The sequence below is a fragment of the Allosphingosinicella sp. genome (genome assembly GCF_035626655.1).
Classification (GTDB): domain Bacteria; phylum Pseudomonadota; class Alphaproteobacteria; order Sphingomonadales; family Sphingomonadaceae; genus Allosphingosinicella.
In genome coordinates, this window is the sequence record NZ_DASPNF010000009.1 from 18,045 (window position 1) to 41,930 (window position 23,886).

40 protein-coding genes are annotated in these 23,886 nt (G+C 67.9%); 15 read left to right on the forward strand and 25 right to left on the reverse strand.

Going from position 1 to position 23,886, the window contains the following annotated elements:
- Window positions 1-26: 26 nt before the first annotated feature.
- The 22 genes from VEC11_RS07610 to VEC11_RS07715 form a co-directional block, all read right to left on the reverse strand.
- On the reverse strand, window positions 27-2,084 hold the full coding sequence (locus VEC11_RS07610; protein ID WP_464130073.1) for a phage portal protein family protein: 2,058 nt from the start codon (window positions 2,082-2,084) through the stop codon (window positions 27-29).
- Window positions 2,077-3,660: a terminase large subunit domain-containing protein gene (locus VEC11_RS07615; protein ID WP_464130075.1), complete on the reverse strand. Its 1,584-nt coding sequence runs from the start codon at window positions 3,658-3,660 to the stop codon at window positions 2,077-2,079. Before VEC11_RS07615 ends, VEC11_RS07610 begins: the two co-directional genes overlap by 8 nt.
- Entirely contained in the window at window positions 3,657-4,082 is a 426-nt protein-coding gene (locus VEC11_RS07620) for a hypothetical protein (RefSeq protein ID WP_464130077.1), read from the reverse strand. Before VEC11_RS07620 ends, VEC11_RS07615 begins: the two co-directional genes overlap by 4 nt.
- Window positions 4,079-4,621: a phage protein Gp27 family protein gene (locus tag VEC11_RS07625; RefSeq protein ID WP_464130079.1), complete on the reverse strand. Its 543-nt coding sequence runs from the start codon at window positions 4,619-4,621 to the stop codon at window positions 4,079-4,081. The genes VEC11_RS07620 and VEC11_RS07625 overlap by 4 nt, the downstream gene beginning before the upstream one ends.
- A gap of 3 nt (window positions 4,622-4,624) precedes the next feature.
- A complete protein-coding gene (locus VEC11_RS07630; RefSeq protein WP_464130081.1) occupies window positions 4,625-4,927 on the reverse strand; it encodes a hypothetical protein in 303 nt (100 codons plus the stop codon).
- Window positions 4,924-5,346 carry a hypothetical protein gene (locus tag VEC11_RS07635; RefSeq protein WP_464130083.1) on the reverse strand — a complete coding sequence of 141 codons (423 nt, stop codon included), beginning with the start codon at window positions 5,344-5,346 and terminating at the stop codon, window positions 4,924-4,926. The genes VEC11_RS07630 and VEC11_RS07635 overlap by 4 nt, the downstream gene beginning before the upstream one ends.
- A gap of 84 nt (window positions 5,347-5,430) precedes the next feature.
- Window positions 5,431-5,946, reverse strand: a complete 516-nt coding sequence (locus VEC11_RS07640; protein ID WP_464130085.1) for a hypothetical protein — start codon at window positions 5,944-5,946, stop codon at window positions 5,431-5,433.
- Window positions 5,943-6,653 carry a phage protein GemA/Gp16 family protein gene (locus VEC11_RS07645; RefSeq protein ID WP_464130086.1) on the reverse strand — a complete coding sequence of 237 codons (711 nt, stop codon included), beginning with the start codon at window positions 6,651-6,653 and terminating at the stop codon, window positions 5,943-5,945. Before VEC11_RS07645 ends, VEC11_RS07640 begins: the two co-directional genes overlap by 4 nt.
- Before the next feature lie 222 nt (window positions 6,654-6,875).
- Entirely contained in the window at window positions 6,876-7,142 is a 267-nt protein-coding gene (locus VEC11_RS07650; RefSeq protein ID WP_464130088.1) for a LexA family protein, read from the reverse strand.
- On the reverse strand, window positions 7,139-7,351 hold the full coding sequence (locus tag VEC11_RS07655; protein ID WP_464130089.1) for a hypothetical protein: 213 nt from the start codon (window positions 7,349-7,351) through the stop codon (window positions 7,139-7,141). The genes VEC11_RS07650 and VEC11_RS07655 overlap by 4 nt, the downstream gene beginning before the upstream one ends.
- On the reverse strand, window positions 7,351-7,614 hold the full coding sequence (locus VEC11_RS07660) for a hypothetical protein (RefSeq protein ID WP_464130090.1): 264 nt from the start codon (window positions 7,612-7,614) through the stop codon (window positions 7,351-7,353). Before VEC11_RS07660 ends, VEC11_RS07655 begins: the two co-directional genes overlap by 1 nt.
- The gene (locus tag VEC11_RS07665; protein WP_464130091.1) at window positions 7,611-7,862 is read right to left on the reverse strand and encodes a hypothetical protein; all 252 of its coding nucleotides are present in this window, start codon (window positions 7,860-7,862) and stop codon (window positions 7,611-7,613) included. The genes VEC11_RS07660 and VEC11_RS07665 overlap by 4 nt, the downstream gene beginning before the upstream one ends.
- The gene (locus VEC11_RS07670; RefSeq protein ID WP_464130092.1) at window positions 7,859-8,083 is read right to left on the reverse strand and encodes a hypothetical protein; all 225 of its coding nucleotides are present in this window, start codon (window positions 8,081-8,083) and stop codon (window positions 7,859-7,861) included. Before VEC11_RS07670 ends, VEC11_RS07665 begins: the two co-directional genes overlap by 4 nt.
- On the reverse strand, window positions 8,080-8,667 hold the full coding sequence (locus VEC11_RS07675; protein WP_464130093.1) for a host-nuclease inhibitor Gam family protein: 588 nt from the start codon (window positions 8,665-8,667) through the stop codon (window positions 8,080-8,082). Before VEC11_RS07675 ends, VEC11_RS07670 begins: the two co-directional genes overlap by 4 nt.
- 223 nt (window positions 8,668-8,890) lie before the next feature.
- Window positions 8,891-9,154, reverse strand: coding sequence for a hypothetical protein (locus VEC11_RS07680; RefSeq protein ID WP_464130094.1), 264 nt, complete (start codon window positions 9,152-9,154; stop codon window positions 8,891-8,893).
- A complete protein-coding gene (locus VEC11_RS07685) occupies window positions 9,151-9,291 on the reverse strand; it encodes a hypothetical protein (protein WP_464130095.1) in 141 nt (46 codons plus the stop codon). Before VEC11_RS07685 ends, VEC11_RS07680 begins: the two co-directional genes overlap by 4 nt.
- Entirely contained in the window at window positions 9,288-9,629 is a 342-nt protein-coding gene (locus tag VEC11_RS07690; protein WP_464130096.1) for a hypothetical protein, read from the reverse strand. Before VEC11_RS07690 ends, VEC11_RS07685 begins: the two co-directional genes overlap by 4 nt.
- Before the next feature lie 2 nt (window positions 9,630-9,631).
- Complete coding sequence (locus VEC11_RS07695) at window positions 9,632-10,027, reverse strand: hypothetical protein (RefSeq protein WP_464130097.1); 396 nt, start codon at window positions 10,025-10,027, stop codon at window positions 9,632-9,634.
- Window positions 10,017-10,877, reverse strand: a complete 861-nt coding sequence (locus VEC11_RS07700; RefSeq protein ID WP_464130098.1) for a hypothetical protein — start codon at window positions 10,875-10,877, stop codon at window positions 10,017-10,019. The genes VEC11_RS07695 and VEC11_RS07700 overlap by 11 nt, the downstream gene beginning before the upstream one ends.
- Entirely contained in the window at window positions 10,877-11,647 is a 771-nt protein-coding gene (locus VEC11_RS07705; RefSeq protein WP_464130099.1) for an AAA family ATPase, read from the reverse strand. Before VEC11_RS07705 ends, VEC11_RS07700 begins: the two co-directional genes overlap by 1 nt.
- On the reverse strand, window positions 11,644-13,446 hold the full coding sequence (locus VEC11_RS07710; RefSeq protein WP_464130100.1) for a DDE-type integrase/transposase/recombinase: 1,803 nt from the start codon (window positions 13,444-13,446) through the stop codon (window positions 11,644-11,646). Before VEC11_RS07710 ends, VEC11_RS07705 begins: the two co-directional genes overlap by 4 nt.
- 100 nt (window positions 13,447-13,546) lie before the next feature.
- Window positions 13,547-13,768, reverse strand: coding sequence for a hypothetical protein (locus tag VEC11_RS07715; protein ID WP_464130101.1), 222 nt, complete (start codon window positions 13,766-13,768; stop codon window positions 13,547-13,549).
- 93 nt (window positions 13,769-13,861) lie between these two features.
- On the opposite strand from VEC11_RS07715, the gene VEC11_RS07720 reads away from it, so the two are divergent.
- Together VEC11_RS07720 and VEC11_RS07725 are read left to right on the forward strand one after the other, a co-directional pair.
- A complete protein-coding gene (locus VEC11_RS07720) occupies window positions 13,862-14,569 on the forward strand; it encodes a S24 family peptidase (protein ID WP_464130102.1) in 708 nt (235 codons plus the stop codon).
- Window positions 14,570-14,573: 4 nt separating this feature from the next.
- Window positions 14,574-15,131, forward strand: a complete 558-nt coding sequence (locus tag VEC11_RS07725) for a hypothetical protein (RefSeq protein WP_464130104.1) — start codon at window positions 14,574-14,576, stop codon at window positions 15,129-15,131.
- A gap of 188 nt (window positions 15,132-15,319) precedes the next feature.
- Here VEC11_RS07725 and VEC11_RS07730 read toward each other — a convergent pair whose 3' ends face one another.
- The 3 genes from VEC11_RS07730 to VEC11_RS07740 all read right to left on the reverse strand — a co-directional run bounded on the left by VEC11_RS07730 (window position 15,320) and on the right by VEC11_RS07740 (window position 16,577).
- A complete protein-coding gene (locus VEC11_RS07730; protein ID WP_464130106.1) occupies window positions 15,320-15,667 on the reverse strand; it encodes a hypothetical protein in 348 nt (115 codons plus the stop codon).
- 218 nt (window positions 15,668-15,885) lie between these two features.
- The gene (locus tag VEC11_RS07735; protein WP_464130108.1) at window positions 15,886-16,101 is read right to left on the reverse strand and encodes a hypothetical protein; all 216 of its coding nucleotides are present in this window, start codon (window positions 16,099-16,101) and stop codon (window positions 15,886-15,888) included.
- Entirely contained in the window at window positions 16,098-16,577 is a 480-nt protein-coding gene (locus tag VEC11_RS07740) for a hypothetical protein (protein WP_464130109.1), read from the reverse strand. The genes VEC11_RS07735 and VEC11_RS07740 overlap by 4 nt, the downstream gene beginning before the upstream one ends.
- A 204-nt stretch (window positions 16,578-16,781) precedes the next feature.
- Between VEC11_RS07740 and VEC11_RS07745 the strand changes: the two genes are divergently transcribed.
- From VEC11_RS07745 to VEC11_RS07805, 13 genes are all read left to right on the forward strand, one after another.
- The gene (locus VEC11_RS07745; protein WP_464130111.1) at window positions 16,782-17,753 is read left to right on the forward strand and encodes a hypothetical protein; all 972 of its coding nucleotides are present in this window, start codon (window positions 16,782-16,784) and stop codon (window positions 17,751-17,753) included.
- Between the two features lie 54 nt (window positions 17,754-17,807).
- The gene (locus VEC11_RS07750) at window positions 17,808-18,158 is read left to right on the forward strand and encodes a capsid cement protein (RefSeq protein WP_464130112.1); all 351 of its coding nucleotides are present in this window, start codon (window positions 17,808-17,810) and stop codon (window positions 18,156-18,158) included.
- A 59-nt stretch (window positions 18,159-18,217) separates the two neighbouring features.
- Window positions 18,218-19,153 (forward strand): major capsid protein, encoded by a 936-nt coding sequence (locus VEC11_RS07755; RefSeq protein ID WP_464130114.1) that lies wholly within the window; start codon window positions 18,218-18,220, stop codon window positions 19,151-19,153.
- An 86-nt stretch (window positions 19,154-19,239) separates the two neighbouring features.
- Window positions 19,240-19,593: a hypothetical protein gene (locus VEC11_RS07760; RefSeq protein ID WP_464130116.1), complete on the forward strand. Its 354-nt coding sequence runs from the start codon at window positions 19,240-19,242 to the stop codon at window positions 19,591-19,593.
- A 26-nt stretch (window positions 19,594-19,619) separates the two neighbouring features.
- A complete protein-coding gene (locus VEC11_RS07765) occupies window positions 19,620-19,865 on the forward strand; it encodes a hypothetical protein (RefSeq protein ID WP_464130118.1) in 246 nt (81 codons plus the stop codon).
- On the forward strand, window positions 19,862-20,086 hold the full coding sequence (locus VEC11_RS07770; protein ID WP_464130119.1) for a hypothetical protein: 225 nt from the start codon (window positions 19,862-19,864) through the stop codon (window positions 20,084-20,086). Before VEC11_RS07765 ends, VEC11_RS07770 begins: the two co-directional genes overlap by 4 nt.
- A 7-nt stretch (window positions 20,087-20,093) precedes the next feature.
- Window positions 20,094-20,813, forward strand: coding sequence for a phage protein Gp36 family protein (locus VEC11_RS07775; RefSeq protein ID WP_464130121.1), 720 nt, complete (start codon window positions 20,094-20,096; stop codon window positions 20,811-20,813).
- A gap of 1 nt (window position 20,814) precedes the next feature.
- A complete protein-coding gene (locus VEC11_RS07780; protein WP_464130122.1) occupies window positions 20,815-21,327 on the forward strand; it encodes a phage virion morphogenesis protein in 513 nt (170 codons plus the stop codon).
- The gene (locus VEC11_RS07785; RefSeq protein WP_464130124.1) at window positions 21,324-21,743 is read left to right on the forward strand and encodes a phage tail terminator protein; all 420 of its coding nucleotides are present in this window, start codon (window positions 21,324-21,326) and stop codon (window positions 21,741-21,743) included. The genes VEC11_RS07780 and VEC11_RS07785 overlap by 4 nt, the downstream gene beginning before the upstream one ends.
- Window positions 21,740-22,147: a hypothetical protein gene (locus VEC11_RS07790; RefSeq protein WP_464130125.1), complete on the forward strand. Its 408-nt coding sequence runs from the start codon at window positions 21,740-21,742 to the stop codon at window positions 22,145-22,147. Before VEC11_RS07785 ends, VEC11_RS07790 begins: the two co-directional genes overlap by 4 nt.
- Window positions 22,144-23,085 carry a phage tail tube protein gene (locus tag VEC11_RS07795; protein ID WP_464130127.1) on the forward strand — a complete coding sequence of 314 codons (942 nt, stop codon included), beginning with the start codon at window positions 22,144-22,146 and terminating at the stop codon, window positions 23,083-23,085. Before VEC11_RS07790 ends, VEC11_RS07795 begins: the two co-directional genes overlap by 4 nt.
- 12 nt (window positions 23,086-23,097) lie before the next feature.
- Window positions 23,098-23,586 carry a hypothetical protein gene (locus tag VEC11_RS07800; protein ID WP_464130129.1) on the forward strand — a complete coding sequence of 163 codons (489 nt, stop codon included), beginning with the start codon at window positions 23,098-23,100 and terminating at the stop codon, window positions 23,584-23,586.
- A gap of 38 nt (window positions 23,587-23,624) precedes the next feature.
- Window positions 23,625-23,879, forward strand: coding sequence for a DUF1799 domain-containing protein (locus VEC11_RS07805; RefSeq protein ID WP_464130252.1), 255 nt, complete (start codon window positions 23,625-23,627; stop codon window positions 23,877-23,879).
- Window positions 23,880-23,886: the final 7 nt, after the last annotated feature.

Sequence of the window (23,886 nt, forward strand, 5' to 3'; positions counted from 1 at the left end):
ACGAGAAAATGAATGTCGCCTCAATCTCATGAGGACACTCCGTCAGCGCCGGCCGTTGCGGCCATGCGGACGGCGAAGCCGGCGTTGGCCAGGCGCTCGATCAGCGGGCCGAGGTCGCCCATCTCAACCTCGCGGCGGAGAATGTCTGCCACTTCCTGTTGGGAGCCGGCGCCGGCCAGCTCGGCGAGCAGCTCGTTGGCGCCCAGCTCGTCCGCCAGCTGGCGCCAGCCCTCGTCGGCCATGATCTGGGCGGTGGCGTCGTCCACGATGTCGGCCGTGGCCGCCTCGGCGAAGGCGACCTCGTCGATCTCTGCGGACCAATCCTCATCGAGCAGCTCGAAGATCTCGGGACCGAAGATCAGCTCGCCCTGATAGGGCTCGATCTTCTCAAGATCGATGCCCTCGCCTTCATAGGTAAGGGTGACGTGCGGCTGATATTCCGCATAGTCCCAGCTGGCGCCGGCCTCTGCGATCTCTTTGTGGCGACACTCCAGCTCGCGAGCTGCGAACCGCAGCACGATTGCTCCGCCGCGGCCCAGCTGCTCGACCGCGCGCGGTCCGCCTGCCGTGATCGTGATGCCGGCCCCCTCGCCGACCGGCGTCCAGGCCTGGCCGATCTTGAACCAGTCGACAGGGCGGCGCGACTTCGCGATCGTAACGTGCATCTCGGCCGCGGGGATGGTCGACTTGAAGCCCTGCGCCTTCGCCCAGGCGATCAGCGCCTTGGCGTTGCGGAGGCGGCGGTGGATGTAGAGCGGGCGCGGCTCGCTCAGGCCGACAGCCTCGGCCTCAGCCGCGGGCTCGCCTTCCGCGTCATTCGCAGCCTTTGGCCTGCGCGGTGCCGGCAAGGCGGGCGGCGTGGGCGTAGGCGACGGTTTCTGCTCGAAGCCGTCACCATAGATGTCGCGGAAGCTCTCGGCGGTGCGGACGTAGCCCATCTCAGCGAGCGCGGCGTCTGTCTCGGCCGTCGCCTTCAGGTCGGTCTCTTCCTCGACCTGCCGGATCAGAATGGGCGCGGCGACATCGGGGCCGAAATTGAAGTCGGTAAACCACCGAGCCGGGCCGCGGGTGAAACTGCCCGTGTTGAGGTCGGCGTCGGCGGTGATCAGCTCCTGCTTGACGCCGGCATGGACCTTCCCCTGGGCGAGGGACGAGCCGTCATCGGTGGTCATCGTCTGGCTGAGGATGATCTTCGCGATCGCAGCGTCCATATAGGTGGGCATCTTCTCGAAATCGATGCCATTGGTCGCGACCTGCATGAACTCCAGGACGACGCCCTCGGGGACGGCGATGCCGCTGTCGTTGGCCAGCGCCATCATCGACTGGAGCAGCTTCTCGATCTCCGCATTGGAGGTCCCGCGGGGATAGGTGCCCTTGGCGGGCGGGACGCTGAACCGGTCGAGGAAGATGTTCCAGAACCGGATCCCGTTTCGCTTGAACAGCGTCGGCCAGTAGAGCCACTCCGCCAAGGCGCGGCCGTAGGGCTGATCGTCGTCGCTGGCGCCGGTCTTCACGACCCAGAACTTGCGGTCCGGCAGCACCTCGCCGCGCTGGTTCCGCATCGTGATCAGCCGCAGCCTGCCGTCTTTGTCGTAGCGGAAACGGCGGGCGTGGCGGACCTTGACGTCCGACCATTGAAGGAGGCCGTCGCGGACCTCCCACAGCAGCTCGGCGATCGCGATGCCGTAGAAGGACGCGTAGAGCATCTTGTCGGTGATGCCGTCCCAATCGAGGCGCTCCAGATTGGCCTCCAGGGCCTCAGCGGCGGCCACAGAGCGCGGATCCTCGGCGTCGCCAGGGATAACCGACCATTCGCGCGACACGACGGCGCTGCGGCGCTGCTCCAGGCAGGATTTGACCTGGTCGTCGAGAAGGATCCGGTCGTAGGCGCCCCAATCGACTGCGCCCTGCAGGCGGACGTCGCGAAACTCCTCCAGCTCATATGTAAAGGGCCGGGTGATGTCGCGGCCGTCATGCGTCGTGGCGATCGGCTGCGCCAGCTCGGCCGGCGGCCGCGAGGGCGTCCGAACCGGGACCAAGGCGCGCGAGCTGCTGCGGCCGTAGCGACGGGGAGGCCTAGACATGGAAATCTCCAACGGAGCTGCGGCGGGCGATCGTGCCGAAGCCGCGGGTTGTGGTGATGAAATCGCCGGCAGGGGCGGCGCGTTGGCCGGTGGCGTGGAAGTCAATCGGGCCGAGATCCTCGTCCATAGCTGCGACCAGGTGCATGCAGGCGATCGCGTTGTCGCCGTGCCGCTTCCCCTTCGCGCCATCGACCTTGGAGACCTTCGCCCGGTCCGGGATGCAGGGGACGCCGCGGACCAGTTTGATCATCCGCAGATCTTCGAGCGTGCCCTCGTCCTTAGGGATCAGGAAGGTCTCGTCCTCGATGCCGGCGCGCAGCTTCGGCATGAACGCGAGATAGGTTTTCTCGGTCGCCATGACGGCCTCGATCCGCTCGAAGCCCCACTTCTGCTGGGCCTTTTCGGCCATCGCGGAGCCGTTGCCGCGCCCGTCCATCTTGCCCCCGGCGAAAAGGGGTAAGCGTTCGATGATCCAGTCGAGCACGAACTCCTGGTCGGTGAACGGAACGTTCCGCATCTCCAGGATGAAGCGGCAAATCTTGCGCATCGCCAGATCGGTCTGGCCGAAAGCGATCGGCGAGCCGTCGCCGGATCGGGCAAAGTCCTGGCCGAAGAAGCTGCGCCTGCTCCGGTCGAAGGTGTCGAGGATCGGCTTGACATGCGTCTCGAGGAATTCGCGGATCCAGTCGCGCCGGTAGGCGTCAGCCTCGCGCTCGAAGCCATCCGGGCAGCGCAGGCGGACCACCGGCAGCTCCTCGCGCATGGCGCGCTCGATCGTCGCCCGCGCCAGATAGGTGCCGGATCCGCGCGCCGGGATGACGTCCAGCTCCTCCTCGGCCGCTTCGCCATAGGTGGCGCGCAGATCCGCCTCCCACTCGGCCTCGGCCTCGGGCGACCAAGTCTTGCCGGTGCGCAGGCAGATCCGCTTGAACAGGCCCTGGGCCAGTGCGTCCTTCAGCGTCAGGCGCATCACGACGCCCTTCCGCTTGCCGGCGCGGATGTCCTCGATCAGCGAGTTAAACGGATTGTCGGCCCCGTCATGCGTCGAAATGACGACGACGCGGCCGCCCCACATCAGCAGCGCGAAAGCGGCCTTCAGCAGCTCGTCCAGCTGGTCGTGGAACGCCGCCTCGTCGATGATGACCATGCCCTGCTTGCCGCGCAACGATCGCGGCTTAGAGGACAGGGCGACGATGGAATGGCCGGACGGGAAGTCGATGCGGAAGGCGAGGATGCCCTCCTTCGAGCCATCATCGAACAGAAACTCCGAAACGGCGCCCGCGGCCTCGTCGAATGCTTTGGCGAAGTCACCGCAATAGGCGATGAACTCGCGGGTCATGTCGAGATTGTAGGCGATGTAGAAGACGTCCATGCCGCCATGCCCGGCGCCCGCGACCAGGACCGCGTCGGCCGCGAAGCCGTAGGTGATGCCCGTGCGCCGGGACTTCTCGATGACGAGCAGCTGGTTTGCGTCGCTGAGGACGATGCCCTCTTGCTGGTAGGGCAGGAGGACGTCCGGCAGCTCTTCGCGCGGCGTCAGGGCCGTCGAGGCAAGAAGATCCGTGCCCGCGCTCACCGGCAGCCCCCGGGCTTAGTCTTCTGGCCGCGCACGTGGTGGCCGCGACGCTGCCGATCGCGCACTGGCGGATGCCAGCGGGCCTCACCGGCGCCGATGCTGTCGACGAAGGCGACCGCCTGGTCGTAGCCCGAGTCCCCGTCGAAGCTGACCAGGTCGAAATGCGGAAGGTCGTAGCCGGTGCCCTTCGGCGCGCGATGGTCGGAGATCCGGATCAGCCAATGACGGCTGCGCCCGTCGCGCAGCTGCAGGTGCTTTGTCGCGGAGCCACGAACGCGGCTCGACAACATCCGGACGACGACCAGGCCACGGCCGCGGGCATGCTCGCATAGGGCGATGGCCATATTGGCGATCGAGCTAGGCGTGGCGAAATGCTCGGGCGCGCAGTAGCCGGCCACCACGCGGATCGGCTCGGCGCTCATTCCTTCATGCCCAGGAGACGGCGCTTGACCCGGTCGATCGTCGCATCGCTGGCGCCGGCTGCCCGGCATTCGGCCTCGGCCTCATCCGCCGCCTTCTGGCGCGCCTTGACGAAGGCCTCCGCCCGGATCTTCGCCTCGCGATCGACGTCGATTTTCGAGGCGGAAGTGAAGTCCTTCACCGCGCGGCCGAACTCCATCAGCTCCTTCATGCTGAGATCGGGATCGTCGTTGTCGGCGACGTTCATCGCCATGCGGGTGGCGATGGTGGTCCCCAGCTGGATCAGAAGCCGGCCCTCAAGGCTGCCGGCGTCGCCGAACTCGGCGGCAAAGGCCTTGGCGACGGATTGCTGGTCTCGCAGCCTCGCCGCCAGCGCGCGATATTCCTGGGCGTAGCGGCCAACCGCGGAGCGGGATGCCTCGCCGCCCAGCGCCTCGATCGCCGCCTTGATCTGATCGACCGTGGCGCCGCGCTGAATGGCGGAATTGACCTCGGCCAGGATGGCGGGGGGAAGCCTTTTGATGGAAGACTGGCCGGACATGGGTCAGTCCCCCGTCTTGAAGCGCGAGACGCCCTCGACGACCATGAGGCCCTGGGCCACATCGCGGCCATCCGAGAGGATGCGAGCGGCGAGGTACGGCCCCAGCTCCTCGATCTCGATCAGCTGGCAGGCGGCGCCTCGGTCAGCGAGCCAACGCAGCTGCTCGGCAATGTCGCGCCTGGCGACGCGATGCCCCAGCTGGTTGAGCAGCAGGGTCAGCGTCTCGTCGTTGTGCTCCCCACCGACGTCGAACAGCAGGTCGAGGATGGCGCGGCGGACAACCGGAAGGATGATCTCGGGGATCACTTGCCGCCCCTCGATCCCAGGATTTCACGCAAATAGTCATGCTGGGTGCCGAGCTGCTTCTCGACGCCTTTGAGGCTGCTTTCGACGCCGGACATGCGGCCGGCGAGCACCGAGATCATCTGCGTCAGGTCAGCCTTGGTCGGCGCCCCGTCGCACTCTTTCTCGACGACGGCGAGCCGCGTGTCATGGTCCGCAAACTTGCGGGATCCGCGCTCGAAGCGTCCGGCGATGTCCTTTTCGAGGCTCCGGACCTCGCCCTCCAGCTCCTGGATGGCCTTCTCAGCCTCGCCTTTCGCCTCCTTCAGCTCGGCCTTGGTGGCGAGCTGGGTCTTCAGCCAGAGGAAGCCCGCCCCGAGGATGATCGTGACGACGCCGAGCGCGATCGGCCAGATCACCTGCAGAAACCGAAGCCAGTCCACCCGGACCCCCAAAAACGCTGTTGCAACAGCGTCTTCATGGCCGCTGAAGGGGTGTCCGCCGTGCTTCCGCGGGCGGACAGGGGGTCAGTCTTCCCCGTCTCCGAACATGTCCATCTGGCGATCGTCGCGCTGGCTGGCGCCGCGGGGCACTTCCGGCCCGCCCGCGCCCTCGTCGGTCTGGTTGACCAGGTGCGAGACGTAGGAGCGCTTCGTGCGGAGCATACGCGCGGCCGCGGCGCATTCCAACTCCCCCGCCCGGACAGCCGCGAGGATCGGAGCGCGCTTTGCGCGGTTGATCGCCAGCTTCGCGGTGGGGAAGTGGAAATACTCCGACCCGTAAATGGCGCTGAGCTTGGCCGCGGTGCCGATCCCGACGACGTCGACGATCGAGCCGCGGCGGCCGTAGGTCTTACCCTTCTCCGGATCCTTCGGGATGTAGATCCGCATGCCGCCGAACACGTCGCACAGCTGCAGGGTCCGGTAGGCGCCGATGTGATCGGCCATTTCCAGCATACGCGCGGTCCAGCCTTCGCCGGTCTTCGCGTCCTCTGGGATCGGCAGCTCCTCGTAGCCGAGGAACTCATGGTTGGCGGCGGTCATTCGGCCACCGCCTTCCCGATCGCGCGGCGGACTTTCTTGCCGAGGAAGCGGATGGCCTGGTCGAGATCGCGCGCCGACCAGGCATGGTGGTTTACGGCGAGGCCGAGGGCCTTCTGGCTGTAACCGATGTGGCAGGAGTGGAGGACGCGGAGCTCGCGGAGCTTGGCGGCGATCGCCTCCAGGACGGCGTGGCGCTCCAGGCGCGGCATGTCGATGCCGGGCGAAGTCTGGCGCAGCTCCCTCAGCCGTGCCTCGTCCGGCCAAACGACGCCCTCTCGACCCGCCCAAGCCTTGAGCGCCTCGATGACGCGGAAGGCCTCCCGCGGGCCGAGGAACTGGATGCGCTGCTTGCCGGTCTGCCGTGCGACGAAGGCGTCCAGCGCGCGATCGTTTGGTTCAGCGACGGCGCCCAGCCAGTAGACCGTCCACCACAGCGCGCGGATCTTGCCGACGTGGCCGCGGTGGCCCATCGGGGCCTTGTAGTCGCGGTTGAGGCGATCGAGCACCTTGCCGATCTCGGCCAGGGTCATGTCACCCATCGACGCCTTGCCGGTGACCTCCAGCTGGATCGCCTTGCGGTCCTCGTCGCAGATGTTCAGGCGGCGGCAGGCGGCCCGGACCGCGCCGTTGAGCTTCGTGCGGCTATCGGTCCGCCCTTCGGCCGTGCGCAGCGCCGCCGCGGCGATCTCGCCGAATGCCTTAGCCAAGGTCGCGCTCCTTCCACCAATAACGGGGTGCTCCCGCCGGCACAGTGGCCGCCTGTGCCGGTGGGCCGTCGAGCCGAGGCCGGTGCGCTTCGTATGAAGCCAAGCGCTCTCTGGCCTGGTCGAGGGTCAGGTTTTCCGCGATGGCGAGCCGCATCTCGGCATTGTGCCGGGCAAGACGCGAGACCTTCCGCGCCTGGTCGCTGCGAGGCCCGCCCGTCCGGATCATGCCGCCTCCCGCCGCGCCAGCTCGGCGCGCAGGCGATGGGTTGGAACGGACCGGAGATCCACGCCGGGCAATCGGAGGCCACGATGCCGCCCCGGAACGCGGACGAGATGACCGGCCTCGACCAGGCGGGCAACCATGAGGAAGACGCCGCTGTTGCTGCGCATGCCCAGCTCGCTCATCATTTCGCGGTAGGAGGGCGCCACGCCGGTGCGCTCGATCCGCCCGCGGATGAACGTGAGCAGCTGCAGACCCTCCGGTGTCATCGGCGCACCTGGGCGGCCAGATCGGGCCTACCGATCTTGTGGGCCAGATCCCGGCAGAGCTGGCCGAAGGCCTTGCCGTCGATCGCCGCGAAGGCGTCGAAGGTCATGACCTCCATGGCCGCCTTGGCGGGTTTCCCCGGCTTCTTCATGGCCTGGATGTCGAGCGCGTCCGCACTCTCGATGGCCAGGATGTGGATCCGCGCGGCCATCAGTGCACCGCCACCGACTGCATGTCCGGCAGCGCCTCGATGAAGTCGGCCATGTTGTCGGCCGACCGGCAGACCATCAGTTCGTCGAGGTAGGCGCAGAGCCCGGTCCCGTCCGGGTGGATGAGGGTAACGGCCAGGCGCGGCGCCCCGGTCTTGGGGCAGGGCAGCGCGGCGAACCCGATGCCAGCCTGGCCGATGCCGGTCGGCCGCACCTTCTGGACCTCGGCCGTGATGCCGCCGAAGAAGGTGGGATCGTCGCTCATCGCGCCTGCTCCGCGATGATGCGCTGGGCGCGGGCCTTCCATGCTGTGACCATGGTGTAGCCGCCAGCGGTGCTAGTGATCTTCAGCCCGGCGATCGTCAGCTCGTGCGTACCGAACTTGAACCGGCTGAAGGCACCGAACGTGTCGGCCAGGACGTGCAGCACATCGAGGGGGTCCGTAGGCTGGGCGGCGAGTAGAGCGTCAATCCGCTCTACGACTTTGGGGAGGATGGCGACCTGGACGTTCATGCCGTCACCTCGGGCCGCTGGACCTCGATCTCGCGATCATCGATCGCGACGGCATGAGGCATGTAGTTGGCCGGGAGGTCGACCATGGCGATGATCCGGTCGCAATCGTCGGAAACCATGTCCTCATGGACGCCGAACGGGAAACGGCACTCGCGATCGTCGACGATCTTGGCCGCCGGACCCTTGCTGGTCCGATAGAGAATGAGCCAGCGCTGGGTCATGCCGCCTGGTCCACTTCGACTGTCTCGGTCGCCGCGGACTTCGGCGCCGCGCGGTCGATGAAGAACTCCTCCTTCTGCTTTGGCGAGAAGCCTGCCTTGGTCAGGAGCGGGCCGAGGTCCTCGGTAGCCAGCTCCTTCAGGATGGCGGGCTTGTCGAGTTCGCGCTTGACCCGGATCAGGTCGGTGAGCCTGTTGCGGCGGAGGCTGTCGAGGCGGCTGGCAGCCAGCCGCAACACCGCGGCGACAGCGTCGGCCACCTTCATCTTGCCAATGGCGAGGCTGGGCGGCGTGGTCCGCTCGCCGAGGATGCAACCGCCCAGCTCGATGCTCTTGCGCTTGCCGCCGGTCAGCTCGCCGCCGGCCACGCCCCACCAGGCGCGCAGCTGCCGGAACTTGTCCTCGGCGGCCTGCTCGACCGGCGCGATCAGGGCGTCACGGGTCGCCTGCAGCTGCGCGATCGCGGCGTCGGTGTCGGCCCGCGCCGCCTCGATGTAGGACTGCATCTCGGCATATTCGGCGGCGAGCTGCGTCGCCTCCTCGATGGTCTGGGGCGCCAGCTGGCGGGGGGCTTTGCGGCGGGGCATCAAAATTCCTTCTCGAGACTGGGTTGGGAGGATCCGGCGAACGGGAGCGCGGTGCCGCAGAAGGCGCATTCCGCGCTGAAGCGGCCGACGTGCCAATGGGATCGGCCGCAGCCGGGGCAGTGGTTGACCTGGCCGTGGCGGTAGGTGGGCGCGTAGCCGCGCTGCCTTACTTGGGCGGAGGGATCGGGGCGCAGGCGCCGGGCGAAGGGGACAACGACTGCGCTCACAGCGTCGGCCTCCGGCTGACCTGGTAGAGCCACTCGATCGCCTCGTCGGCCATCGCTTCCGTCGGCCCTAGTTCAGTCTCCCCCTTGCCCCATTGGCCCGTGGGCGCAGCCGCGACGGAGCCGATCAGTGCGTTGACCTGGTCCTCTCCGGTCCGCACGACCAAGGAGCCGGACCAGCCATTGCTGAAATTGAAGCGGACGCGAGGCTGCAGAGGCGCGAAGGTGTCGGCCGGCGATAGGTCGCAAGCGAAGCTGGTCATGGCAGCACCGCCATGATCATCGCGAAGCCGAAGCCGATCAGGAGGCTGTTGATCAGGGACGTGGCCAGCCATTCCGGGGCGAGCCGGATCTCGCGGCGAGGGATGTCGAAGAGAGGGGCGAAAAGGCGGCGCTTCATGCCGAGGCCTCCCCGTAGATCGCCGCGCGGTGCAGCAGGCCGAAGAAGGCGCGCAGGACACGGCGGTCGCCGATCGTCCCGGCGAGCTTGCGATCGAGCTGCGCGTATTCGGCCTGCTCGGCTGCGCTGAGCGGCGCTGCGTCGAGCAGCTCGGCCGCGGGGGCCAGGTGCGTCCCTTCATGGGCGGCGCTGATCTTGCGCACCGGGAAGGCGCGCGTCCGCTGGCCGCGGATCTCGGCCATGATGGGCTGGCCGGTAAGGACGACGCGGCAGGCGCTCGCAACCTCTCCGGGCATCTGCAGCCAGAGCCGCTCGTTGACGACAGGTTGAACGGACATGGTCAGGTCTCCTCGCCGGCATCGCGCCGGTCGCTGTTGTTCGGGCAGGTCGGGCAGTGCTCGTCGTGAAGGTGATGGGCGTGGTTACGCGGCGGGCCTTCGCGGCGCCGGGCGCGGACGCAGCTGGCGAGCGGGATCGAGCCCCAGATCGGGCAGACGACGTCCTCTTTGCCGTAGGCGGCGCGGACGAGTGTCTCGGCCTCGTCGTAGCTGCCGGCATAGTTTCGGCTGAGGACGCGGCTGACATAGCCGCTGGAGCGGCCGAGCCGATCGCCGACCTTGCGCTGATTGGTGGCGTCGCAGGCCGAGGCGAGCAGCCGGACCCATGCTGGCATGTCGGCGCCCCAGGCGAGGGCGGCGCGCGCGACATTGGTGGGTGCGGCGGGGTTACTGGCCATCTTTGGCCTCCCGCGCGCTTTGCAGCCCTTGGCCGAGCGGGACCGACTGGCCGTTGTTGCGGTCGACCAGTCGCCGCTCGGCGCCCTTCGAATTGGTGATGATCGGGCTTTTCGGCCCGGTGTTCCGGACCAGGCGATAGGTCGACCAGTCCCGGCGCGCGCCGAGGTTGCCGTTGACGCCGTGCGACCTGGACGGGATGACCCGGTTGCCGTCCTTGCTGACGTAGCCGGCCCGTGAGAGCAGGTTGATGAAGTCCTCGGCGGACCGCCGCGTCACTTCGGCGGTGAGGATGAGCAGCGGGATGTCGAATTGCTTGAGGATCCGCATGGCGGCCCACATGCGGCCGCGCTGCGACGCGCGCTTCGTGGTGACCGCGAGCGCCTGATTGACGGTCGGCGGCTCGGTCAGCGCGAAGGCCTCGGGCGCTAGGGCGAAGCGCTGCGGCGATGCCGCCAACTCCCGCACATAGCCGCTCCGCTTCCAGCGGCGCAGGCGGCAGTAGAGGGGCCGATCCGAAGCGCCGGACGCCTCCAGGATCTCGGCGAAGGTCGCGGGGCGGCCAAGGCGGCGCATCGCGGCCCAGGCGTCCGCGCTCAGCGAGCCGAGCGTGGGGGCCTCGTTCAGCAGCCGGCCCTTGTCGCTGATTTCGTAGCGCGCGGCCTCGGCCGGCGTCACGACGACCAGGCCGACCCGCGACCAGCGCTTCAGCCGCTGCTGGATAGCGTTCGGATGCGCCCGGCTCGCCCGGTGCAGCTCGTTCACGGTCCGCGGGGCCTCGGAGCCGCGCAGCGCGCGCCAGAGCGGCACCGCGACCGAGCTGCTGGTCGGGACTTTGACCTCGTAAGCCATTACGCAGCAAGCCTGCGCGCCATGACGTCGCCGGTCTGGAAGGGGCGGTCGCCCCACCAGGCCGCGTCGATCTCGGCGGCGGCACTCTCCATCGCGAGCCGCTCGGCATTCTTGAGGTTGACCACGATGCGGCGGGTGACACCGCGGCAGGCCTGGACGATCGCCTCGACCAGGTCGTCGGCGATCTCGACGCGCGGGCAATAGTGGGCGCGGAGCTTCAGGGCGTCGTCCAGGGAGGCCGGCTGGGCCGGCGTCGTGACGAGGATGCGATTGTGGAACCGCTCCCAGCTCTTCAGCTTCTGCGGGAGTGCTTCCTCGCCCACCAGCAGGATCGGGACCGTCGTGGCGTCGTGGATGTCGCGCAGGATCTCGACGTGCTGCTTGCCGACCAGGTAATCCATCTCGTCAACGATCAGGCCGCGTGGGTCAGCGTTCAGCTGGTCGATCACCTGCTGCAGGATCCGGGGCGCGCTGCGCTCAAGCCTGGGAATGCCCAGCTCCTCGGCAATCGCTTCGAGAAGGGAGCGCTGGGTCCAGATGGACTTGGCTTCGAGATAGGCGGCGCCGGTGCGCTGGGCCGTGAAGGCCATCGCCACGCTCTTGCCGTAGCCGGAATGGCCATACAGCAAGCCGATGCGCGGCATGCCGGCGCCAGCCTCGGCGCAGTCGAGATAGGTCTGCAGGCCCAGCGCCATGTTGGTCAGCTGGGCGAAGCCGGCGGACGGGCGGTCACCCAGCGCCAGCCTGGGCTGAATATTAAGAGCGTTCATGCAGAGTGCCTCCTTGCGGCGTGGGTGTGGGTTGCGGGTTGGAAGGGGGCCATCAGCGCCTTCTGTGCGCGGTAGGCGGTGGTCGAGGCGAAGAGCTGCGCGCGGGCCAGCTCGGCAGGATCGACATCGTCACCGGCCGAGGCGGCGGCGAGGATCTGATCGGCCCAGGCGACCTTTTCCGCGGTGGATGGCTCGGCGGGGCGCCTGGGCGCCGTCCTGCGCATTGCATCATCGAGGCGGGCCTGATCGGGGACCGCCGGGGCCGGCGCCGTGGCGATGCTGTCAAGCTGGGGCGTGGTGCGCGCTTCTGTCCGACCTGGTAGGATGGCGAGCCTGCCGGCCGCGAGGGCATCGTCCCGGAGCAGCTGGTCGCGAGCGTCCTCGAACCGGAACGCCCGTTGCTTCTGGCGAAGCTCGGCCCGCGCCTGCGCCATGTGCTCATCTTGGTGGCGCTTGGCCGCGCGGGCGAATTGCTCCTCGGAAATCCCGGCGCGCTCGTGATTGATCGCGGTGTCGATGAAGCGGCCGTTCTCGTCGAAAACGAAGATCGCGCCCAGCTCGTCCTCGTCACGCCGGATTGTGACCATGCGGCCCATCCAGGGCGCGAGCGATGGCGACCAATAGCGGCCGTGCTTCCACTGGATGCCGCGCTTGCCGACCTTCGCCGAGCCGATCAGTTTGGAGAGGGCGATGCGTAGGACGTCCTCGGATGGCGCCTTCGCAGAGAGCTTGGAGGACTGACGCCAGCGTTCGAGGGGCGAGACCCGCGTGCTGCTATGCTCCCGGCGGTGGTAGACGCCATCCAGCCAGGCATCGAGGATGGCCTGCAGCTGCTCCGGCTCCAGGCTCGGAAGGATCACGGCCTTGCCGGTCCGCTTCTTTTCGCGGGACCGCAGGGCTTGGGCCTCGGCGACGTTATGGCCGGAATAGCCGTCGAGCAGCTCGGCGCGCTCGCGGGTGAAGGTGCCGAAGAGCCGCTCGATGAAGGGCTTCTTCCAGGGGCTGCCGGGCGGACAGCGGAAATGCTCGATGCCGAGCGTTTCGAGCGCGGAGACGATCGAACCGTTGATGTAGCCCGAGCCGTTGTCGGTCATCACCGTCTCGGGCATCACACCCCAGGCGCGAATGGTGTCGATCAGCAGCCGCCGGACCGATTGCCCGCTTTCGCTGTCCGCCACGAGGAAGCGGGCGCGGCGGGAGTAGCGGTCGATCACGCCGAGGATTGCCTTGCGGCCGCCCTTCAGCTGGACGTCCACCGGCGTGGTGTCCAGCTCCCAGACTTGGTTGGCGTGGGTGCAGGAACCATCGGCGCGGCCGAGCGAGATCCGGTAGCGGCTGTTGAACAGGTCCGGGTTGCGGGTCGAGGCGAGCAGGGCCGCCTTCTCCTCCTCCAGCTTCGCGATGAAGCGGCTGAGCGTCCGGCGCGAGGGCAGGACATGAAAGCTGCGCGAGAGCAGTTCGAGGACACGCATGGCGGACCGGGGCTGCTCTGCGATCAGGGCCTCGACGGCATCGGCCACGGCCGGGTTCTGGGTGAAATAGTCGGAGCCCTGCGGGCGCCCGACGGGGCGGAGATTGGCGGGGACGAGCTTGGCCGTCCGCTGCTCCAGCGCGGCCCGCGCCTGCTCCGGCAGGTGGGCGATGCTATAGAGCCGTCCGCCGCCGCGTCCGCGCCGTTCGATCGACGGCCACCGCTCAGCGTCGGCGCGCAAGAGTATGCCCTTCTTCGAGTGAGGCAGGCCGGGGAGCTTCAGCTCCGCGATCTCGGCTGCGCTGAGATGTCCCCCCGCGCCCGTCATCGCGCATTTGTCCCGGCCCGAGTCAGGTTCGTCACAAGGTCTCTTGGCCCGCGGCGCGGTGCCGAATAGATTCCCGTTACTTCAGGGGCGGGGCGCCTGTTCATGCGCCCTCTCCGATCCTGCGTAGCAGGCGGACCTCTTCGTCCGTCGCGGTGGCGAGCGGACCGAATTTATGGCCAGTCTTTTCTTGGATGCGGAGGGCAGTGGCGACGGTCCGCGGCCGCTTTCCCGCAATGATCTGGCTTGCATAGGGGACGCTGCAACCGAGGTCCCTGGCGAGGTCCGTGGGCCGGATTTTCTGCTTCGATGCGGTCAGCGTCATGTGACCGAGTTAGCAATCCTGCAAACAAATGCAAACGATTATTTGCAGGATTGCAAACATCGGTCCGCCGCGGCCTCTGCTAGCGTCAGGCTGATGAAGGGCCTCGAACTCGATCAGCTCCTGATGCGGAACCTCTGCCAATGGGCGAGCCTGGCGCCGAGCGCGCTCGCGAAGAGGGCCGGCTTGGCCGCCTCGACGGTGTTGCGCCCATACAACGGCACCGCGGACACGCGGATCAGTCGGGCGACGATCAACAAGCTAAGGGATGCGTTTCCCGGTTTCCCTGGTTGGGAGGATAACCTCGCCCTGCAGCCGTCACATGTTCCAACGAGCGACCGGGGCGACGGCGAGGATCTCTCGCCTGAGGTCCAGGAGGCGGCGGACCAGCTGGGCCTGGCGATGATCCCCGAGCTGGTCGACTACGCCTTTGGACTCGGCGGCACCTATTCGGATGCGCTGACCGAGGTGCGCCACGTGCCCTTCAGGCGCGACTGGCTCAACCGCCGAACCCAAGGCGTTCCCGCGGACGTCTTCCTGACACCGGGGCGCGGCGACTCAATGGAGCCGACGATCCGCAGCGGCGACGACATCCTGGTCAACCGGGCGGAGAATGTAATTCGCGACCAGGACGAGATCTGGGCGGTGGCCTATGGCCAGATAGGCGCGATCAAGCGGGTGCGCCGACTGGCCGGCGGCGGCTGGCAGCTCCACAGCGACAACAAGCTCGTACCGCCGATCGACCTTGCCGATGACGAGCTGCACGTCGTGGGCCGTGTCATCTGGGTTGGCCGAGGGATGTGAACCGATGATCTTTGTGCTCGCTGCCGCCATGATCGCAGCTGCGCCGGCTCCGGCCTGGCAACCCTATCCGATGGAAGGCGGCCGCGCCTGGCTCGACACAAATAGCGTCTTGGACAACGGCCGCTACCGCTCGATCCTGTTTCGCATCGACGGCGGTGCCGGCGACCTGGACGTCTTCTACGTGAGCCGGATCGAGGTGAACTGCCCGGCCCGGCAGATCCGCGTCCGCAATGTGGCCGTCTACGATCTTCGCTGGCGCGAGTTGCTGAATGCGCGATTGGCGGCGCGGCCGTTCACTCCGCCGGGGCGTGCAATGCGCGTTGTCGACGCTGCCTGCAACAGCCGGACGGCTCGGCCCGATCCCACGCCGGCAGACGCGCCCAGCACCTACGCCGTCGCGATCAGCACGATCTGCGGCGAGGCGCGCGCGCAGCGCGAGCGGGGCGTAACTGACTGGCTCGATCGCGTCGCCCGCGCGGCGCCGATTACCGACGAGCAGCGCACCAGGCTCCAACTCGATTGCGAGGCCTACGACCAAGGGCGGTCCGACGCGCGCCACTAGGGCCGAAAAAATGGCCGTCAGCGTGCGAAAAGGCCCCGGGGGGTGCGGCAACCCTAGCGCGACCGCCCCTCGTCCGCGTGGGCAGGCTGCCCAGCGGCCCTGGCGGGCATTTGATGCGGCCAGGGAAACCCCGAATTTCGCTCCCCGCGCGAACAACCCCTGATTTGGGCCTCATTCGCCCGGCAGAATCAGCCAGGGCCGTTCCGCCCGCCGCTGCCCTCATGGGCAGTCCAACGGCGCCACATTTCCCAGGAAGCCTCATCGGGGCGGTCGAGCTGCAGGGCGCGATAGATCCCGGCCAAGGCGTGATCGGCGCCGCTGAAGCTCCAGGGCGACTTCGTCGCTCGGAGGCTTTTCCACAGCTCGTCATAGGGTCGCCGATCGCCGCGGCCGCCATAGACCCAGAGATAAGCGAGCGCGAAGCGGACCGCGAACGAGGGCCGAGGCGTTCGGTAGCGGCATTCCTGGACGGCGTCCTCCAGCGCGAGCAGCGCCTTGTCACGCAGCTGGTCGGTCAGGAGGCTCGACTCGGACATGGGGAACAGATACGGAACGGGCGCGATGATGGGAACAAGGGGAGGACCGACAAAGTGGCGCTGGGCCACGCCGACGCGCGCCGGACGCTGGTGGCCGACACGCCGCGAGGCCGGCGATGCTGCGGTCCGGGCTGGGCTGGCCAGTCGGGATCCGCATTCGGGCAAGCTCTACCTCGACGTCCTGACTTGGCTCCAGGAGGAGCCCGCCTAAGGCAGCCTCAGCCCCATAGGTTGCCGCCTTGCGCGGCCTTGGCAACGTTCCCGAGGTGTCCCGCAAAGTCGATGAACAGCTGCGGCTCGAAACTGACGATGACGCGCTCCTCTCCGTCGCGGTCGAAGCTGATCATCACGAAGCGCTTGCCGTCCTCGGCCGTAAACCCGCCAACCTCGATGGCGTCGCGCCCCTGCGGCGCAATTAGGATCTCTCGCATCATCTTCTCCCGTTGAGCATCTTGATTATCAACTCACCCCAGGCTCGGCACTCATAAGCCCATGTCCCTGGCGGGGCGTCGGTCGTGGACCACGACACTCCCAACTCCTTCAATGCGACGTCCGGCACGAGCGGCCTGACGCTGAACCCGCGGCCGGTCCTGACCTTCTCGACGAAGCCGTGCCGGATTAGGCGGCTCACGGCGGATCCCGTCGCACCTCGGCTCGATCGTATCTTGGCGGCCAGCATGTCGACAGTGAACGGCCGCAGATCAAAGAATGCCTGAACGTCCGGGTCGAAGTCGTCTGTGCGAGCTAATGCCTCATAGGCCCGTGTCCCCGTCGCTCCGATTGGTCCGGAGATAGCACCTCTGGCCTTCCGGTTCCCGTCGAAGACCGTCACGGCTTCTGTCGCGATGCGGACCGCGTCATCCTGGTCGAAGCCAGCCTCAAGCAAGCGAGCCATGTTGTTCTGGGTCATGCGACCGGCATGCTAGGTTCGGACGGCTCCGCCGCAAGGGGCCAATTTCTGGCGTCCCCGATATCCGCAGCGCGCTTGGCCGGCGACGGTCGCAGACTTGCGCTCCCGGCGATCCGCGGTCAAAAGAGGGGATAGTTCCGCCCCCGCCCGGCGTCCGCCAGCGGAAGCACGGCGCCCCCTCTCTCTCCCCCTATCCACCTCGGCATGGGGACTGAGAAATCCAAGCCGATCCGGGTGCTGAAGCCCGGCACCTACACCTCCGTCGAAGGCGTGAAGGTCACCTTCTCGCTCGCCGATCTCGAGGAGGCGGCGGCGAGCTACGACTTCGCCAGCGATCCGGCGCCCCTGGTGATCGGCCACCCGCAGCTCGACAAGCCCGCCTATGGCTGGGCGAAGGAGCTGCGCGTCGAGGACGGCGAGCTGGTCGCCGATCCCGACCCAGAGACGCTCGATCCCGCCTTCGCGGAGATCGTCAACGCCGGCCGCTATCGCCGGATCTCGGGCCGCTTCTACCAGCGCAAGGCGCCGGCCAATCCGAAGCCGGGCCACCTTTACCTCCAGCATATCGGCTTCCTCGGCGCCGCGGCCCCCGCGGTGAAGGGTCTCGGCGTGGTCAACCTCGCCGATGGCGACGGGGACGACCTCATCACCATCCAATCTGACGAAAGGGAGATTAGCATGTCCGAAGTGGACGCCACGATCACTGCCGCCACAACCGCCCTCGAAGCTCGCTCGGCCGAGCTGGACCAGCGCGAGCAGCAGCTCGCCACCCGCGAGCAGACTGCCAGCGCCGCCCTTCATGCCTCCAACCTCGCCTTCGCCGACCGTCTCGTCGCCGAGACCAGGCTGCTGCCGGCCGGCAAGGGCTTGCTGGTCGGCCTGCTCGATACCCTCGACGGCGTCGCGGCCGACACCGTCAGCTTCGGCGAGGCCGACAAGGACATCTCTCCGGCGGACGCGCTCCGCAAGCTGCTCAGTGGCGCCCAGCCGATCGTGTCGCTCGGCGAGGCGGCTCCTGGCGGCGGCGAGGAAGAGCCCGGCTCGGTGAGCTTCGCCGCGCCGGCCGGCTTCGACGTCGATGCCAAGCGGCTGGAGATCCACTCCAAGGCCCTGGAGCTGCAGGCCGCCGACTCCAGCCTCTCCTATCTCGACGCGGTCAAGCGGGCGGGGGGCTGAGCCTGGCGGGGCTACGGCCCCGGCGAAACAGTCCGTCCAGACGAAGGAAGAACGATGCAGAAGACGCCCATCCTCACCCTCACCAGCCCGGTCGCCACGGCGGCGGTCGCGCAATATCGCTTCGTCGATTTCGACGGCACCCAGTGCGATGCCGCTGGCGCCAAGCCGATGGGCGTCTCCGTCCACCCGGCGGCGATCGGCGAGGTCTTCGCCGTCGACGTCCTGGGCACGACCAAGGTCGAGGCCGGTGCCGCGATCGCGCTCGGCGCCAAGGGCCTGACCCCGGTCAAGACCGACGCCAACGGCAAAGCCATCGCCCAGGGCGGTGTCGGCGAGATCGCCGGCTACGCGCTGCAGGCGGCCGGCGCGGACGGCGCAATCATCGAGATCCTGCTCACGCCGTAACCGGCGCGAGCGGGGCATCCCCAACCACCCGAGATCCACATCCGAAAGGGACACTGTCCATGAACATGAAGACCTCCGCAGCTCGGGTGATCGACCCGATCCTCACCAACCACAGCCGCGGCTACAAGCAGGACGGCTTCATCGGCGACCTGGTCCTGCCGATCGCCGACATGCCTACCCGCGCGGCCAAGCGCATCGAGTTCGGCCGCGAGAGCTTCCGCCGCTACAAGATCAAGCGCGCGCCGGGCACGGCGATCGCCCAGGTCTCCTTCGGCTACGAGGGCAAGCCGGTGCAGCTCAGCCAGTACGCGCTGGCGGCCGTCACGCCCGTCGAACACCAGGAAGAGGCGGACGAGGTCCCCGAGATCGACCTGCTCTCCAGCAACGTCGATACCGTCCTCGCCGTCATCGCGCTGGAGAAGGAGATCCAGCAGGCGTCGGCGGTCCGCAACGCCGCCTCCTACGCGGCCACGAACAAGGTGGCGCTGGCGGGCGGGGCCAATTGGTCCGACGACGCCTCCAAGCCTGATGTCGCGGTCGCCGACGCGAAGGAGGTCATCCGCGGCCGCACCGGTCGCCGGCCGAACACGCTGACCCTCGGCCCGAAGGTCGCGGCTCGCCTGAAGGTCCACCCGCGCGTGATCGAGCGGTTCAAGCACAGTCTGGCCGTCGATGCGGTGGTCACCGATGCGATGCTCGCCTCCTTCTTCGACGTGCCGCGCGTCCTGGTCGGCGATGCCATCTTCGACAACGACGACGGGACGTCCTCGGACGTCTGGGGCGAGGACGCGCACTTGGCCTATGTGCCGATGGCGGGGACGCCGAACATCAACATCCCGGCGTTCGGCTACACCTATCGGCTGCGGAACCACCCGTTCGCCAAGCCCGCCTATTTCGAGCGCGGCCTCAACAGCTGGCTGAACGACGTCTTCGACGAATTCTCGCCCGAAGTCGTCGGCGCCGATGCCGGCTTCCTGTTCCAGGCCGCGCTCTAGTCCCGACGCTGCCTGGTGGCCGGCGGAGCGCGCGCATTAGCTCCGCCGGTCCTCCCCTTCCCGGTCATCCATCTGGAGATCTGACCATGCGGACCTACGACATCCTCTCGCCCATCGATGACGGCAAGGGCCGTCGCGACAGCGGCACCATCGATCTCAGCGACAAGGACGCGGAGCAGCTGGTCCCCCTTGGGATCGTGGCCCTCTCGACGAAGCAGAAGGCAACGCCTCCGCCTCCGCCTCCGCCGCCTCCGCCTCCGCCTCCGCCGCCTCCGCCGCCGCCGGGTGGCGATACTCCGAAGCCGCTGGCCGGGCAGGGTCTCGACGAGCTGAAGGCGACCGCCAAGGCCGAGAAGGTCCCGCGCTACGGTCTGATCAAGGACGAGGCCAGGCTGCGCGAGGCCATCGAGGCGCACCGCGCCGCCCAAGCGAAGGCCTGACCGTGGGGGGGAGGGGCATCTTTGGGATGGGCGCGGTGCTGGCGTTCGCGAGCGCGCTCGCCGGCATCCCTGCCGCGGCCATGCAAAGCAAGGCCGTGCTTTCGAAGGAGGCACAGCCCTCGTCGCAGCGCCGGATGCGGGGCTTGGTGTTCGGCGATTGGACGCCGCCCCGCTACCGTCGCTCAAAGAACCCGCCCGATCGCCGCCGGCTGCGCACCAATCGGCTCCACATCAGCCGCCGCGTCCGTCGCCGCCATCGGCGGCGGCGATGACTGGTCAGCTCGCCTTCGGCGTCTGGGGGATCGTCGCCGCGGCGATCTGGACCTGGGCATTGTGGAATTGTGACACCTCGGCCGGCGATGGCGACGCGGTCTTCGTCGCCATCGTCTGCGGCGCCGGCCTCGTCTGGCCAATCGTGCTGGCGGTCCTGGTGATCGCCTTCCTCATCTATCGCTGGCGCCGATCGCGGCGGCCGGAGCGCAGCTGGAGCTGAAGCCGCGATGCAATCCTTCGTCAAACAGCCTGCAGAGCTGCTGAAGAAGGCGGTGGCCTTCGACACCGCCGCGGCGATCGCCTCGATCATCGACGTCTCGGCCGCCAAGCGCGGCCTGGTCGTCGGCAGCGCCGGCCTGGTCGTGGCCGGCGAGCTGGTGGCCGGCATGCTGTTCGTCTCCATGTCCGGCGGGACGGACGGCGAGCACTACCTGGTCACCGCCAGGGCGGAGGACGCTGACGGGCAGGAGCTGGAGGGCGAGATCGAGCTTGCCGTCATCGATGGCGCCTGGGTCATGCCGGATGGAGGCGACGGCTATATCTCGATCAAGGAATTCGTCGACCACTTCGGCATCAAGGAAGTCGTCCTCATGACGGACGCGGCCGGCGACGGCCGAATTGATCGCGATTACCTCATCACCGCGTTGGCCGCCGTCCAGGCGCTGGCCGACGCATGGATCTCGAACCGCTATCAGGTGCCGCTCGCGGATGCGCCGGCTGTGGTGAAGGTGGCGATCGCCGACATGGCCCGCGCGCGGCTCTACCCGCGCGGGGCGCCCGAGGGCGTCGACGGCAATGCCAAGGCGGCGCAGCGGATCCTCGAACAGATCGGCTCTGGCAAGCTGCCGCTTCCCGGCCTCGATGCGACGGCGGAGGCGCCCAGCTCGGCGCCGATCGCCGTCTCGGCCGGGCAGCGCCAATATCCCGATGGCCTGAAGGATTACTGACGTGGCCGAGGGTATCCCCGTCACCATAACCTTTCAGGAGAACCTCTCCGAGGCGCTGACCAGGGCGGCCGCGTTCGCGGGCGACTTGTCGCCCGCGATGAAGGAGATCGCCGACCTCATCGAGCGCGAGACGAAGCTCCGCTTTGAGACTGAGACCGGGCCGGACGGCCGCCCATGGAAGCCGAGCCAACGGGTGCTCGATCACGGTGGCCAGACACTGAGTCTGCACGGTGACCTGAGGTCCTCGATCAGCGCGACGTATGGGCGGGATTTCGCCGAAGGCGGTCCCGAGCGCTCCTTTGGCTCGGCGATCTATGCGGCGATCCACCAGTTTGGCGGCGTGATCCGCGCCAAACATAAGAAGGCTCTTAGCTTCGGCGGCCGCGTCCTCGCGGCGGTCCGCATCCCGGCGCGCCCCTATGTCGGCTTCAGCAGCGAGGACCAGGACCGCGCCGCGGAGATCCTGACAGACTTCCTGCGTGGCGCCTTCGAGGGCGGAGGGGCGGCGGCATGAGGCTAAACCCGATCGTCGAACGGCTGAAGGAGAAGGGCTTCAAGCGCGCCCAAGGCGTGCTGGAGCTGATTTCGCTGAAGGCGCCCCCGTTCCTGCCCGCGTATTATGTAGTGCCCGAGACCGAGACGGCCGAGCCGAACAGGCTGACTGGCGGGCACAGCCAGCGCACCGACCTACGCTTCGGCGTCGTGGTCATGATGGAGGGCGCTGGAGCCAACCAGGACCGCACCTCTGACCAGCTGCACGAGGAAGAGGGGAAGGTGATCCAGGCGATGCTCGGCTGGGTCCATCCGGACGCGGCGGACGGCGTCGGCTGCGACTACGCCGGCGCCCGCATGCTGTCCGTCAGCGGAAGCACTCTGAGCTGGATGGTGAGCTTTAGGACCAGGCGACTGATCAGGAAGGTGAACGCATGACGACCGAAACGCAAGCCCACGCGCAGAAGTGGAGCCCCGCGAAGCCCCGCCAGGACGGCGTGTTCCTCGATGAGCACAAGCTGCCGCTCAACCACCGGCTCCGGGCCGAGGCGCTGGCCCAGGCCGGAGCGCCCGAGGATCCGGGCGGGCAGGTCAGCCCCGAAGTGATCGCTGACACGGCGGCTCGCCTGGAGGCCGAGAAGGCCGACGCGGCCGCGGCCGAGAAGCCGCTCGCCGAGCAGACCATCAAGGAGCTGCGCGCGACGGCCGAGCGGCTGCAGATCTCGCTGCCCGCCAAGGGCAAGCATGGGGAGCTGCTCGCCGAGATCGAGCGGGTTCTGCGTGAGCGCGCCGAAGCGGTCGCGGCCGAGCCCGCCTCTGACGAAGGGAACAACGGACAATGACCAAGAGCGCAGCCAAGAAGTTCGTCCTCGGCAAGATCGAGACGACCGAAGGCGTCGATGCGACGCCCACCGTGGGCGCCAATGGCATCCTGACGGTCGGCCTCGATGCCAGCGGCCTCGAAGGCGAGCAGAAGGTCCGCGAGCTGGACGGCCAGTTCGCCGGCTCGCGGCCGAGCGTCTTCAAGCAGATCCGCAAGCCGGTCAGCTTCGGCATCGAAATCGCCGGCAGCGGCGTATCCGCGATTACCGTCCCGGCGTGGATGGCCTGGCTGCGGATGTGCGGCTTCGACGCGGGCGTCGTCGGTGGCACCTCCGTCGTGCAGTCCCCGATCAATCCCTGGGCGGCGCCGTCGATGACGCTGTGGCCGATGTACGACAACCTGAAGGTCGCCGCGCTCGGTTGCCGGTCCAACCTGCAGCTCACGTTCGAGGACGATGACGTCCCGATGTTCAGCCTGTCGCCGACCGGCTTCGTGCCGGCGGGCATTGTCTCCGAGGCCGTCCTCGGCGCGGTGACGATCGCCAACCAGGCCGATCCGGTCCTGGTCAGCACCGCCAACACGACGTTCTCGTTCGACGGCTATTCCCCGGCGGTCCGCCGGCTCACCATCGACCTCGGCATGAAGCTTTCGCCCCGGTCGCTGACCGGCCCTGCCGATCGCATGGCCGCCAGCAATCGCGAGCCGACCGGCAATTTGCTGGTCGAGTTCCCCGATCTCACGACCAAGAATTACTACACGAAGCTGCTCAGCCGAGCGACCGGCGTGCTTCAGGTCGTGCACGGCACCGTGGCCGGGAACATCGTCCAGGTCGACGCGCCGAAATGCGAGATCGGCCTGCTCACCACGCCGACCGAGGACGACTTCCTCATGCTCAACATCCCGTTCCGGCTGCTGCCGAACGCCGGGAATGACGAGCTGATCATCACCTCCAAATAAGGGACTGTCACCATGTTCGTTGTCACGAAGGAGAAGCTGGCCCGGATGCATGTCGAGTGGAACACACTCGACGATGCCGGAGCCACGGTCACCAACAGCTTCGGCATGAAGGTGAAGCTCGTCGAGCTGGATCGCTTCGAGGAGTTCATCGCCGCGTTCGCGAGCGGGCGGACCGGCTCGGCCATGCTGGGCGAAGACCAGGCGGAAAAGCCGCCGCTGCTCCTGCGTGACTTCATCGCCGAGGTTGCCCGCGATTGGGATGGGATCATCGACGAAGCGAAGAAGCCCTTCCCGTTCAACCCTGAGAACCTCGCGGTGATCATCCAGCAACCCAACTTCATCGTCGGTTGGGCGCTGTCCTACATCAAGGCCTGGAACGGGCAGAGCGTGGTGCGGGAGGGAAACTCCGGCGGCTCGTCCGGTGCTGGGCCGGCGGGGGCGGGCAATCGGCAGCAGAGGCTAGCCCGGCAGAGCAAGCCGAAGCAATCCGGCGGCAGGTAGAGGGCGGCGTCCAGATAGCTCCCGAGCAGCAGGCTCGACTGGAGGCGCCTTCAGACGACCGCTGCGAGATCTGGCCCGACCAAGCCGACGCCGTGGCGCTGTTCCTTTCGATGGAGAGTCAGTGGCGATGGACGGGGGCAGGCATGGCGGGGGCGTTCAGAACCGGCCTCGACTACTCGGCCCTACCGGTCGTCGCCGAGGCGATCGGCGTGAAGCCCTCGCCCGAGATCATCGCGGATCTGCGCATAATGGAAGGAGAGGCGGTCGCCGTCTGGGCGCGCAGGGCAAAATGATCAGGGG